Genomic DNA, 12,750 nt, shown 5'->3' with positions numbered 1-12,750 from the left:
GTCACACGCGCAGGCTCAGGGGGAGCCCGGCGGTCATCAGGACCACGGACTCCGATTCACTGGCGATGCGGCTGTTCACCAGACCGAGTAGATCGCGGAACAGTCTCCCGGACTTCGTGTCCGGGACGACGCCGCTTCCCACTTCGTTCGTGACGGCGACAATCGGAACCGGACAGGCGGTCCAGGCGTCGGCCAACCGGTCGATATCTGCGTGGACGTCGCTGAGATCTTCTGTCGCCCACGCCTGATGTCGGTCTAGACGTGCGGTCAGCCACGTGCCGAGGCAGTCGATCAGGATCGGTGTTGTTGCGGCCACGAGAATTTCGGCGACCTCGGAGGTCTCTACCGTCGTCCACGTCGGCGGCCTCCGCGCGCGATGCGACGCAATTCGTTCGATCCAGTCGGGATCGTCGTCCTGCGGATCCCCGGTGGCGATGTACGTCACGTTCCGGTAGCCGGCAAGCAGGCCCTCCGCGTAAGTGGACTTGCCCGAGCGGGCGCCACCGGTGACCAGAGTTCGATGGCTCTGTCCTACCCCGATCTCGAGCACAGCTCCATCCGGAACCGCTCGCGCCCCGGACGTTCGAAGTTCCTCCGCGAGTTCGTTTTCGACCGGGTTGTGGTGCCCGAGGTGTACGGCGACCACATCGGTTCGATCGGTGATCGCGGTGCAATTGCGTAGTCGGGTCACCGTCTCCGCGAAACTCGGCAGATCATGGTGCCCGGTGCCGTGGTCAGTTTTGTAGCCGAAGGTCTCTTCGAGAAAGACGGCGTCGAAACGGGCGTCGGCAAGTGCGTCGACAGTGGATTCGGGCAGAGGCCCGGTGTCGGTGGCCCAGAAGATTCGGGTTCCGGATGCGTCGGTGATGTCGTAGAGAAGGGTGGGTACTTCGTGCGCGGCTTCGACTGCGCGAACACGATAGGTGCCCAACATGATCGACTGGCCGGTCTCGAGCGGCGTGAAGGTCACCGGATCGGCGGGGCCTACCCAGTCTCGGCAGAGATCGAGCGCGTCCGGTGGCCCGAGAACCTGTAGTGGTTCGGTGCGCGAGGCCCAGGACCGGAACAGCAATGCCATCGGGCCGAGGTGATCGGGATGAGAATGCGTCAACAGGATGTGTTCCACGTGTGCCAGCGTGCGACCGAATCGCGACGCGGCACGCGGTACTTCCGGACCACAATCCAACAGGATTCTGTTGTCCACCAGGGCGGCAGTGTGCCCGCGAATGGTTTCACTCGACAGGGCAGCCAGGCAGGAAGGGCAAGTGCAGAACGGGTTCGGCCAACCGTCGGCAGCACCGGTGCCGAGCATCACCAATTCCATCAGCGGGTGCCTTCCTGCCGAATCGGAACAACTATGGGACCGCTGGGCCGGTCCAGGATTTCGACCCGGGCGCCGTACACGCGGCCGAGGAGGTCTGCCTCCAGCACCGCTGAGGGAGTGCCGTCGGCAACGACGCTGCCCTTGTCCAGCAGCACGATTCGTCGACCGTACTGACCCGCGAGAGTGAGGTCGTGCATCGCGGCGATGACCGTGATGTTGTCGGCTTCACGCAGTTCCTCCACCAAGTCGAGAACCTGCTGCTGGTGACCGATGTCGAGCGCGCTGGTGGGTTCGTCCAGGAGCAGTACCTGCGGTTCTTGGGCCAGTGCCCGAGCCAGGACCACGCGCTGCAATTCGCCGCCGGAAAGTTCGGTGGCTCGTCGATCTGCGAACTCGGTGAGGTCGAGCCTCTCGATCACCGAAGAGATCACCGAACGGTCAGTAGCGGTTTCGGTTCCGAAGCGTCGTAGATAGGGAGTGCGGCCGAGCGCAACCAGTTCCTTGACCGTTGAGCCCTCGGGTACTACCGGACGCTGAGGCATCAACGCGACGACGGCGGACATCGCCTTGCGGCTGGAATTGCGAGGACTCAGTCCCCCGACCGAGAGCTCACCGGTAGACGGAATCAATCCAGCGAGGGCATGCATCAAGGTTGTCTTGCCGGCGCCGTTCGGCCCGACCACGGCAACCCAATCGCCTGGTGTCACATCGAGATCGATGCCGTCGACGACGTCCTTGCCGCCGAGGTTGACTCGGAGGTCGCGGCACCGCACTGCGCTGTCGGTCATGCCGAGACCCGGCTGCGGCGCAGAACCAGAAGGAAGAACGGAGCGCCGATCATCGCGGTCACAACTCCGATGGGGAGTTCGGCCGGTGCCATGACCGTGCGGGCGGCAACGTCGGTGAGGACGAGAAACGCCGCTCCGAGCATGAGTGACAGGGGGAGAAGCAGCCGATGAGACGGGCCGACGACCAGTCGAACCGCATGGGGAACAACGATTCCGACAAAGCCGATGAGTCCACTTGCACTCACGACCGCGGCCGTTCCCAGAGTTGCGGCGAGCACCAGCACCAGGCGTGATCTGGCCGGGTCGACGCCGAGGCTGGCGGCTTCGACGTCACCTACGGCCATCACGTCGAGTACACGCCGGTGTACCAGGATGACGGCTGAGGCCAGCGCAACGTACGGCAAGACAACCAGAACTTCCGACCAACCGTCGGTGGACAGTCCGCCGAGTAGCCAGGAATAGACCTCGCGCAGTGAATCGTCGAACCGCTGCTGAACAAAAGTCTGCGCTGCATTCGTGAACGCTGCGACTGCGACACCGGCGAGGATGATGACTACCGCGTTCTGCGGCCCGCCAATGCTTCGACCGAGCGAATAAGTTGCGAACACTGCCAGCACACCACCGACGAAGGCGGCCATGGGAATTCCGAACATGCCCAGCGCTCCACCCGAAACGATGGCGAGGGTTGCGCCCAGTCCGGCTCCGCTGGAAACTCCGAGGAGATACGGATCTGCCAAGGGATTTCGAAACACGCCCTGGTAGGCGGCGCCGGCTACGGCCAACATTGCTCCGACCAACGCGCCCAGGACTACTCGCGGAAGCCGGATCTGCCAGAGAATGGCCTGCTGTGTTGCGGTGAGGCCGGAATCTATATGGATGCCGGGTATTCCGTCCAGAAGTTCGAGAATGGTCCGATCAGGCGTCAAACCGGCCGGCCCCACCAGAACACCGATCAGCAAGGCGGCGCACAGAATCAGCGCGGCGCCGAGCAGAACGGCGGTCCGATGTTGGGAGATACCGGCTTTGATCATCGAGTGCTCAGGCCGCGGGAACTTGGGCAACGATGGCAGCGACGGCCTTCACCTGGTCGGCGACACGAGGTCCCCAGCGGCTGGAGAGGTCTTCGTCGAGCACATGGATCTGGTTACCGGTGACAGCTTTCATGCCGCTCCACCCGGGTCGAGCGGCGACGGATTCTGCTGTCACTCCGCAGCATTGGGAGTCTGCGAGAAAGATGAGATCAGGATTGGCCTGTACCACGAATTCGGCGGACAACTGCGGATAGTCACCCTGCCCCGCGGCGTCGGCGATGCTCTTCATTCCGAACAGCGAGTAGATCTGCCCGACGAAGCTCGAACTCGTGACGGTGTAGAGCGAGGAGTCGAGTTCGTGGAAGTACGTCAGCGGCTGTTGGCGCGCAGGAACACTGGCGACAGCGGCGTCGATGTCCGAGCGCATGGTGTCGACAACTTCGGTGCCCTTGTCCTCGTGGCCGGTGGCCTTCGCGACGCGCTCGATCTGGGCGTAGACGTCGTCGATGCTCGTCGCTGCCGGTAGTAGGAGTGTCGGCACCTTCGCCTTTTGCAGTCCGGAGACAAGATCGTTCATGTCATCCGATGCGATCACCAGATCCGGTGCGTAGCCGAGGATGGCTTCGACGTTCGGTTGAAAGCCCGAGAGATCGGTGACCGGGATACCGGCCGGGTAGTCGGACTGATTGTCGACGGCCTTCACCTGATCGCCCGCGCCGACTGCCCACAGGGTCTCGGTGGCGCTGGGACTGAGAGACACGATCGACTGAGGGCGCGACTCGATGGTGATGTCCGTGCCGGAATCCGTGGGACCGGAAACAACAGTCACCGGGAACGAGCCGTCCGAGGCGGCTGTGGTTGCGGGTGCATCGGACGTCGAGCCACTGCACGCACCGGCAAGCAGTGCGGTGCTCACCGTCAGTGCTGCAAGTACAGATCTGAATTTACGTGTCGGCCGAGTACTCACAGCCACCCCTCCGCTAGTGGTGAAGGGTCGCGAGCAGCGCGGCCGCGAGGCGAAGCGCCACGAGCGGTCCTTCGTCCGAGAACCATCGTGTCGCCACGAGGCCGGTGACCTGACTCGTTCGCCTCGAGTAGTGACGGGCGAATTCACAGTTGCGTCGACAGTGCCGGGGTTTCACCGAACTTCACACGAGCAGCGTGGCACCCCGGTGAACCGGGGCATCTGCACTTTACAGGGGTCGTCTGGCTTGACCCGGGAGGTCAAGGCAGGGTAAATATCTATTCCACTAATGAACTAGTGAAAGGGTTCGGATGATCGACTTCCGTATCGACCGCCGATCCGGCATTCCCACTTACGTGCAATTGGTCCTTCAGGTGAAGCAGGCGCTCAGGCTCGGTGATCTCCAAGTCGGGGATCGGCTGCCCACAGCCAAGGACGTCGTGGGAGCGCTCGCGATCAACCCGAACACAGTCCTGAAGGCCTACAAGGAACTCGAGCGCGACGGACTTGTTGCTCCGCGGCCTGGATTGGGCACGTTCGTCGTCAAGTCCCTGGCCAAGCCCGGTATGGCGGAAAGCTCTGCGCTACGGCGCGAGTTGGCGCGTTGGGTGGCAGATGCCGTGGCCGCTGGACTCGAGCGCACGGACATCGAAGCACTGGTGAGTTTGGAACTCGAGAAGACGTTCATCGAAACGGATCCGTCCGGAAAGCAGGGGGAGACATCATGACTGCGCAAGAATCGGCACTGACAATGCAGGACGTGGACAAGCGCTTCGGCAAGAAGAAGGTGCTCGACGCCTGCACATTCGAGATCGCAACAGGAAGCATCACTGCCCTGGTCGGGGTGAACGGCGCCGGTAAGTCCACGCTGATGTCCTTGGCGGTCGGGTTGACGATGCCTGACCATGGTTCGATCTCCGTCCTGGGCAGCACGCCGGATCAGGACGGCATCTGCCCAGGCCTGTCGTACCTCGCTCAGCACAAGCCGCTGTATCCCAAATTCACTGTTGCAGAACTTCTTCGATTCGGCGCATATACCAACGACGAGTGGGATGCGAAGTACGCTCTGGATCTGGTGGAGCGCGCTGGGATTGCTCTCGATGCAAAGGCGAAGACTCTGTCACCAGGTCAACGAACCAGGGTTGCACTGGCTTTGGCGCTGGGGCGCAGACCGCAGTTGCTTCTACTCGACGAGCCCTTGGCGGATCTTGATCCCGTGGCGCGGCGGTCCGTCGCGACCACTCTGCTCGAAGACGTTGCCGAGTACGGCACCACGGTTCTGTTGTCTTCACACATCGTCTCCGAATTGGCAGACGTCTCGGATCGACTTCTTCTGCTGGGCGGCGGAAACGCGAGATTGTCCGGTCCGTTGGATGAATTGATCTCTGCCCATTACGTATTGATCGGGGACGGCGACCCCTCGGACGTGGTCGGCGCCGGTGCGGTCATTCATACCGACAAGGGGATGCGGTCGAATTCTCATGTGGTGGAGGGAGTCCGTCCGAGCCCTCGGGCCGGCTGGGTGATCGACGACGCAACTCTCGACGACGTGGTGCTCGGGCACCTGAGCGCAGAAACGATGGTGGCGGCATGATCTGGGTTACGTGGCGGCACCACCGGACATCGCTCGTTGTGTCGCTTGGATTCATCGCAGCTTTGGCTATGGCAGCGATAGTCGGCGGGATCGGAACTCGAAGTAGCTTGGGTACAGAGGGCCGAGGAACGTACTTCGGGTGTGTCGGGGTCGGATGGGACTGCTGGGCGGATACCGCCGTTACCGGCGTGAACACGATCGCCGCCGCCTTACCGGTACTACTCGGGGCGCTGGTGGGCGCGACGGTATTCTCCCGCGACATCGATCAGCAAACACATGTTCTCGGTCTGACGCAGTCGGTGAGTCGAGCACGATGGTTCTGGATGCGAGTCGTTGTTGTCTTTCTTCCGCTCACTGCCGCAGCCGCGATTCTCGGTTTCATTCTCGAAGCCGCTCGGGTTGGATTCGAGAGTTGGAGTTATGTGGTCAACGTCGGACCCGTTCAGTCGTACGGAATGAGTTCGATGCTCTTCCCTCTGTTCAATTCCAGCGGAATCGTCTTGGGTGCATACACTTTCATGGCATTGGTCGCCGGAGCTGCGGTATCACTGCTGGTGCGATCACCCATCGCCGCGGTGGCCGTCACCTTGGTGGCCGTCGCAGGTTTGATGGTGGGATTTCAGAATCTGGCACGGCCGCACTATGCCGAGCCGACTGTGCTGACGCAAGGTATCGACCACGACACTTTCTACGCAACTTACGTCATGGACTCCTCGATGGCGTGGGTAATACGGAGTGGATACACCGATGCCAACGGGAAGCCGGTCGAGATCGACTATCAGGCGTGCACTACCGATACAGCCGGCAATGAATACGATCAGCGATCCGACGAGAGTGACGTGGATTTCTACGTTCGCCAGAAGGCATTCTTGGCCCAACTCGATGCCGACTACCGTGAGTGTGTGGTCGCGCAGGGAGTGGACCACTACGAAACGTGGTACCACTCAGTCGACCAGGTCCGGCGATTTCAGTTCACGGAAGCTGCACTCGTCCTGATCCTTTCAGGCCTGTTCCTCCTGCCGGCGCTCTGGGGTCTACGACGCCTCAAGCCGTGACTCAGCGGGCGACCGGCGCGACCGTCAGCTGGTTGATGTTCGCGCCGGTCATCGAGCAACCCTTGGTGGGATAGGCGAGGAAGACCGAGTCGTAGCTGTTGGGTGGGTAAACCCTCAGTCCCGCAACGTCGGTCACGCCGCACTGATCTGCCGGGTAGTTCTCGACGTTCGTAGCTCGCACCAAAGACGTTGCGGCAGAGCCAGGGGCAAGGGAGACGAGTGAACCGGATCCGGAGCGGCCGGCTGCAGCACCCACTTCGCTTCCGGACGCTCCCGTGACATACGAGACGCCGGGGAAACCGTCGAGCGTGCACGTGCGGCCGCCCGTGTTGGTGAAGACCACCGGAAGCTCCACAGAACCGGCGGCGCCACTCGACTCGCCGAGGGTGACGTTCAGTTCCCCGATCGCGCAGCCTTCGGGATTGGGTGCCGTCGAGGTTGTCGTTTGGGTGTGGTCGGTATGGGTCGTCGAAGGTGAAGCGGTGCCGGTCTGGGTCGTCGGCGCAGAGGCGGTCGTCGTTGAGGCGGGTGCCGGTGAACTCTCGGCCGTTCCCGTTTCATCCGAGCCGCAACCGCTGAGAAGGGCGAGAGCAGCAAGTGGAGCCGCCAACAAGCCGACGTTGCGCATGCGGTTCGAATTCATCGCTCTGTACTCCTCAGGCTGGTCGACAACTGTTTCCGAACATCCGTGTCCGGTATATCCGAGTTTGAAGCCGGATGTGCAGAAACGAATCAGGCTCGCCGGTGATCAGGACCTACTTCCCGGATGGATTGCCGTTGCGGATCTAGCATGAGAAATGACCTGTCCGGATCGCGACCACCGGGAGTAGCGCATGTTCACCTTCACCAGCGACGACGGAGTGGTCATTCATGTCCACGAATGGCCCACCGAGCAGGAACCTCGAGGGGTTGTTCAACTCGCGCACGGTATGGGTGAGCACGCAAAACGCTACGCACACGTTGCCGAAGCCCTGAATGCTCGCGGTTTCCACGTCTACGCGGCGGACCACCGCGGCCACGGTGAGAGCATGCACGCCGGCCCAGGCAACATCGGCGACGACGGCTGGAACCGCTTGGTGGCAGACATGGTGACCCTCACGGGCATCATCCGCGACAAACACCCCGGCCTGCCCGTCGTACTGCTCAGCCACAGCCTCGGTTCGTTCGCTTCGCAGCAGTACATCCTCGACCATTCACACCTGATCGACGCCGTCGCACTGTCGGGGACCACCGCGGTCGATCAACTCATCGAGAGCCTCGTCAACGACGGCCCGGACGTCCTCGCCCAGTTCAACGCCGAATTCGAACCGGCCCGTACTCCGCACGACTGGCTCAGCCGTGACGAAGCGCAGGTGGATCTGTACATCAACGATCCACTGTGTGGTTTCAGCCTGGACGACGCCGGCATGGGCGGGCTTATCGCAGCTGGGCCGAGGTTCGTCGACGTCGAGGGCGTGCGACAAGACCTTCCGATCCTGGTCTTCGTCGGCACCTCGGATCCTCTCAACGCCGCGCTGAGCCGTACCGACGTCGCAGTCGAACGGTACAACTCGGCGGGGATCGAAGACGTCACCTATTACACCTATCCGGGTGCCAGGCACGAGATCTTCAACGAGACCAACCGCGACGACGTCATCAATGATCTGACGACGTGGATGGACCGCGTACTCGAAGCGTGACCGCCTCACCGGAAGGGGAACACGATGTCCACAGTTCCGGCCGCACGACCCGATCCAGACCCGCGAGATGTCAAGCGCTGGAGACGATACCTCGCCGACGAACAAGCCGAGGCCGCCGTCTACCGCGACCTCGCGGGTAGGCGCAGCGGCGAGGAGCGCGAAATCCTTCTCGCACTGGCCGATGCGGAGGGTCGACACGAGGCGCACTGGCGAGCGCTACTCGGCGATCACGTCGGCAAACCACTTCGCGGTGATATCCGCACTCGGATACTGGGCTTTCTGGCCAGACGCTTCGGCTCTGTCTTCGTGCTCGCTCTTGCCCAGCGCGCGGAGACGCGATCCCCGTATCCCAACGACGCCGACGCGACTGCATCGATGGGCGCGGACGAGAAGATCCACGAAGAAGTGGTGCGGGCCTTGGCCACTCGGGGTCGGAACAGACTTTCGGGGACGTTTCGTGCCGCCGTCTTCGGAGCCAACGACGGCCTGGTCAGCAATCTCGCCCTTGTACTCGGCATCAGCGGTAGCGGCGTGTCCAACCAGATCGTTCTGATCACCGGCATGGCCGGGCTTCTGGCCGGCGCCCTGTCGATGGGCGCCGGCGAGTACGTTTCAGTCCGCTCGCAGCGAGAGTTGTTGGAAGCGTCCAATCCTGGTCCGGCTGCCAGCGAAGCTGTCGGCCTGCTCGACGTCGACGCGAACGAATTGGCCCTGGTCTACCGGGCCCGCGGTATGTCCGCCGAGGAAGCGGACCAGCGCGCCGCCGAGGTCCTCGCGAACAGCACCTTCGGCGCCGCGGACGTTGTCGACGACTATGAAGCCGTCGGAACCGGGTTGGGCGCAGCGGCGGCAAGTTTCTGCTTCTTCGCCTCGGGCGCAATCATTCCGGTGCTGCCGTATCTGTTCGGCCTGGAAGGCATGACGGCTCTGATCGTCGCATCTGTTCTCGTGGGGATCGCGTTGCTGACGACCGGCGTTGTGGTCGGGTTGCTGTCGGGCGGACCGCCGTTCAAGCGGGCCCTACGCCAACTTGCGATCGGCTACGGCGCTGCCGGCGCGACGTATCTGCTCGGCATGTTGTTCGGTACTTCGCTCTGAGTGACGGGTCACGCGCGCAGGGCGGGATCGCGGTGAGCCGGATCGATCCGAACCGGAATCTGGCACACCACGGCCTCGGTGTGTTTGCGCAGTGCATGAGCGATCTCATCGGTCCGTTGGCTCGGGAGGAACCGGTGCCATCTGGTCGCCGGGTCGATGGTGGCGACGACAACAAAGGTCTCTCGGTGGGGGAAGTGTGTGCGGATGTATCGGGCGAGGGTGTTCCCCACGGAATTCTCGGTGTCCTCGATGACGATCAAACGCGAATTCGGGTGTCGGGCTTGCCATCGGCGTGTGAAGTCCGTCGTCGATTCGTGGGCCAGGCAGACTCGAATTGCGATGGGCTGTGACGACATCGCCGTTGCCGCGGCCATCGCGCGGGTGGAGAGCGACGTAATTTCGGACACGGGTACTAGGACCGCTGGTTTGTATCCGATAGACAGAGAATCGTTCTCACCCTGAACGGTTAACCGAGTACCGATATGTGTGTACGCACCGCGGATGCGTTCCATGCCGAGGACGAGCGCAGGGAGCGCGAGAGCGATCAACCAGGCGCCCTCGGTGAACTTCATGGCGGTTGTCACCACTGCTGCGATCGAAGTCAACGCAGCCCCGAAACCGTTGAGCGCTAGGCGCCACTTCCAGCCCGGCGTCTGTTCGGCGAGCCAGTGGCGCACCATGCCGAACTGCGCGAGCGTGAATCCGATGAACACACCGATGGCGAACAGCGGCACCAAGGTGTTCATGTTTCCGCCGGATCCGATGAGCAGGAGAGCACCGACGCCACCGAGCGACAAGACGCCGTAAGTGAAGACGTCACGCGTCGACTTCCGGCTGAAGCGGTGCGGGAGCACGTTGTCGTCGGCGAGGATCCGCATCAGGTTGGGAAGTCCGCCGTACGAGGTATTCGCGGCCAACGCCAACAGAATCACGGTGGAGAATTGGACGACGTAGTAGCCCACACCATTTCCGAGGGCAGCGGAAGTGAGTTGCGACAGGACCGTTGTTCCGGGGACTGGGGCCAGTGAGAACTTTTCGATCAACACCGCAAGGCCGATCAGCATGGTGCCCAACAGGATTCCCAGAGCTACTTCGGCACGCTGAGCGCTACGCACGCGAGGCTTCTTGAAACTGGGTACCGCATTGGCGATGGCTTCGACTCCGGTCAATGCGGCGCAACCACTCGAAAATGCCTTGAGCAGAAGGAGAATGCCGATCGTGTGTGCGTTGTCGGCGAGGAAGGGAGCCGTGGCGGCGGCAGGGTTTTCCCGAAGTAGTCCGGCACCGATCACCGTGAAGATGCTGACGACAAAAACCACGGTGGGCAACATGAATACTCGCGCGGAATCTGCGATGCCCCGTAGATTCAGTGCCGTGATGCCGCCGAGTATCGCCAGTGCGATCCAGACCGTGTAGGGAAGAAGCGCAGGGAAGGCGGAGGTCAGAGCCGCGACACCGGCTGCGATCGATACCGCGACGTTGAGGGTGTAGTCGACGATCAACGATGCGGCGGCGGTCAAACTTGCCCGCGGGCTCAGATGCTTCTTTGCGACGGCGTAGGCGCCACCGCCTTCGGGAAATGCGGCGATCACTTGGCGGTACGACGCCACCAGGACTGCAAGCAGCACTGCGATGGCGATCGTCACCGGCACGGTGAAGCCGATCCCCGCGCCGCCTGCGAGGGCCAACACCAACACGATGGCTTCTGGCCCGTACGACACCGAGGCCATCGCGTCGAGCGAAAGCCCTGCCAGTCCGGTTGCGACGGAGAGCTTCTGATTCTCTGGCCCACGGGCCGGGCGGGTCGTCGACGATATGACTCCACGGTGTCCGAGTATCACTGCATGTCTCACCGAGTCAGTATCGATACTCCCCGTTGAGCTGAGACCGATCTTGACGGTGCTTTGACGCGATGGCCCGCAAATCTGTACGGGTTCACAACGGGGGTTCGAGTCGCGGGAAGCCTTGTGACAGCTGATCAATCCAGCGAGCGCGCTTGGCGAGAATATCGCGGTTCCGAGACTCCGATTGGGCGGCGACGTGCGAAAGTAGGTCGCGAAGTCGGCCCAGAACGAGTGGCGAGTTCGATGCCGAGGCTATGACGTCGTCCAGTCCGGTTCTGACGAAGCTCGTGAAGTCGGGCAGTGGAATCACCACACGCAGATCACCATGCTCGTCGACGGCCCGGATCGAATCTGCGCGTACGGAGGTCACCAGAGAGAGGAGGTCCTCGATCTCGTCCAGAGCCTGCACGGCCGTCGCAGGATCGTTGATAGCGGGTGAGAGCGCTCTGAGCGCGATGTCAGCCAACAACCGAATCGCGAGTAGGGGGTCCTGGGTGAAGGTCCGCTCACTCCCACTGACCAAGGCGTCAAGGATCGTGTTGGCGGGCATGGGTCCGCCGTAGACGTCGGCGAGCGGCAATCCGTCTCGCAGCGTGCTACCCGGCGACACTCGGAGGACCACCATGGATCGGCAGTTCCGAGCGCTCTGCAGGAGATCTTCGACGAGGATCTGTTGCAGAACGGCCGGCGGTCGATGCCACTCGATTGTCGTGATCACCGGAAGTGTTGGTAGAGGAGGCAACTCCAGATCAGTGGTGGGGTACACGGCGGCGAAGACTGCTCGGCCACGACTCGAGATCGAGGTCAGTACAGGAGCCAACTGGATGGCCGAGAATGCGCGCAGCTGGAGCAGCCTGATCAGCGTCAGCGTCGCCAAGAGCGCCAGCACTGCGAGGCTGGGCACGATCACCGACACGTCCGTTTCGTTGCTGATGGCGAGCGCCGCCGTGATGTCGAAAACCGACTGGCCTATCGCGAAGGCAAACGTCCGCCACACGATGGGGTCGTCGCGGAACAACAACAAGCGAGGAGTGAAGGTGGTCGCGGCCCACTGGACTACAAGGAACAGCAGCGAGAAGATCACTGCCACTACACCCAATAACCCCAGTCCGAGGGCAACGAGCATCTCGCTGACCTGACGGGCGGGAATCATCGGGCCGCTCCGGACATACGGCATCCCCAGTCCGGCAGCCAGTCCCACGACGACGCACAGGATCTGGGTCAGGCCGGCACGTACACGGCGCCGGGGGACGAGGAAGGCATGCCCGATCGGGGTGGGAGCGAAACGTCCGGGCTGATCCACACTTCAAGCCTCCACGCTGCGGCAATGGTGCGCCTTCACCCGAAACGGATGATGTCGACGTCGTCGTGAT

At 62.5% G+C, this 12,750-nt stretch carries 12 protein-coding genes; 5 read left to right on the top strand and 7 right to left on the bottom strand.

Going from position 1 to position 12,750, the window contains the following annotated elements; all coding sequences use genetic code 11:
* Position 1: 1 nt before the first annotated feature.
* From cobU to M1L53_RS12105, 4 genes are read right to left on the bottom strand one after another with little or no spacing between them, the layout of a single operon-like run.
* Positions 2-1,324 carry a bifunctional adenosylcobinamide kinase/adenosylcobinamide-phosphate guanylyltransferase gene (gene cobU / locus M1L53_RS12120; protein WP_054188450.1) on the bottom strand — a complete coding sequence of 441 codons (1,323 nt, stop codon included), beginning with the start codon at positions 1,322-1,324 and terminating at the stop codon, positions 2-4.
* Positions 1,324-2,112: an ABC transporter ATP-binding protein gene (locus M1L53_RS12115; protein ID WP_020970985.1), complete on the bottom strand. Its 789-nt coding sequence runs from the start codon at positions 2,110-2,112 to the stop codon at positions 1,324-1,326. Before M1L53_RS12115 ends, cobU begins: the two co-directional genes overlap by 1 nt.
* Entirely contained in the window at positions 2,109-3,143 is a 1,035-nt protein-coding gene (locus tag M1L53_RS12110; RefSeq protein WP_042447095.1) for an iron ABC transporter permease, read from the bottom strand. Before M1L53_RS12110 ends, M1L53_RS12115 begins: the two co-directional genes overlap by 4 nt.
* A gap of 7 nt (positions 3,144-3,150) precedes the next feature.
* Positions 3,151-4,110, bottom strand: coding sequence for an ABC transporter substrate-binding protein (locus tag M1L53_RS12105; protein WP_054188486.1), 960 nt, complete (start codon positions 4,108-4,110; stop codon positions 3,151-3,153).
* A 308-nt stretch (positions 4,111-4,418) separates the two neighbouring features.
* On the opposite strand from M1L53_RS12105, the gene M1L53_RS12100 reads away from it, so the two are divergent.
* The 3 genes from M1L53_RS12100 to M1L53_RS12090 are packed head-to-tail and all read left to right on the top strand — an operon-like array spanning position 4,419 to position 6,756.
* Entirely contained in the window at positions 4,419-4,835 is a 417-nt protein-coding gene (locus M1L53_RS12100; protein WP_003939899.1) for a GntR family transcriptional regulator, read from the top strand.
* Positions 4,832-5,701: an ABC transporter ATP-binding protein gene (locus M1L53_RS12095; RefSeq protein ID WP_054188449.1), complete on the top strand. Its 870-nt coding sequence runs from the start codon at positions 4,832-4,834 to the stop codon at positions 5,699-5,701. Before M1L53_RS12100 ends, M1L53_RS12095 begins: the two co-directional genes overlap by 4 nt.
* On the top strand, positions 5,698-6,756 hold the full coding sequence (locus M1L53_RS12090) for an ABC transporter permease (protein WP_232319090.1): 1,059 nt from the start codon (positions 5,698-5,700) through the stop codon (positions 6,754-6,756). The genes M1L53_RS12095 and M1L53_RS12090 overlap by 4 nt, the downstream gene beginning before the upstream one ends.
* A gap of 1 nt (position 6,757) precedes the next feature.
* Here the strand turns inward: M1L53_RS12090 and M1L53_RS12085 are convergent, their stop codons facing one another.
* The gene (locus tag M1L53_RS12085; protein WP_042447085.1) at positions 6,758-7,399 is read right to left on the bottom strand and encodes a DUF4232 domain-containing protein; all 642 of its coding nucleotides are present in this window, start codon (positions 7,397-7,399) and stop codon (positions 6,758-6,760) included.
* A gap of 190 nt (positions 7,400-7,589) precedes the next feature.
* On the opposite strand from M1L53_RS12085, the gene M1L53_RS12080 reads away from it, so the two are divergent.
* Together M1L53_RS12080 and M1L53_RS12075 are read left to right on the top strand one after the other, a co-directional pair.
* Positions 7,590-8,435 (top strand): alpha/beta hydrolase, encoded by an 846-nt coding sequence (locus tag M1L53_RS12080; RefSeq protein WP_003939910.1) that lies wholly within the window; start codon positions 7,590-7,592, stop codon positions 8,433-8,435.
* Between the two features lie 24 nt (positions 8,436-8,459).
* A complete protein-coding gene (locus tag M1L53_RS12075; RefSeq protein ID WP_054188447.1) occupies positions 8,460-9,533 on the top strand; it encodes a VIT1/CCC1 family protein in 1,074 nt (357 codons plus the stop codon).
* 8 nt (positions 9,534-9,541) lie between these two features.
* On the opposite strand, the gene M1L53_RS12070 is transcribed toward M1L53_RS12075, so the two are convergent.
* Both M1L53_RS12070 and M1L53_RS12065 read right to left on the bottom strand, forming a co-directional pair.
* Positions 9,542-11,374: an APC family permease gene (locus tag M1L53_RS12070; protein ID WP_054188446.1), complete on the bottom strand. Its 1,833-nt coding sequence runs from the start codon at positions 11,372-11,374 to the stop codon at positions 9,542-9,544.
* Between the two features lie 94 nt (positions 11,375-11,468).
* On the bottom strand, positions 11,469-12,680 hold the full coding sequence (locus tag M1L53_RS12065) for a DUF2254 family protein (protein WP_054188445.1): 1,212 nt from the start codon (positions 12,678-12,680) through the stop codon (positions 11,469-11,471).
* Between the last annotated feature and the right edge of the window lie 70 nt (positions 12,681-12,750).

The sequence above is a fragment of the Rhodococcus sp. T9N genome (assembly GCF_024436645.1).
Taxonomy (GTDB): domain Bacteria; phylum Actinomycetota; class Actinomycetes; order Mycobacteriales; family Mycobacteriaceae; genus Rhodococcus_F; species Rhodococcus_F qingshengii.
This window is presented reverse-complemented; position numbering and strand designations above follow the sequence as displayed.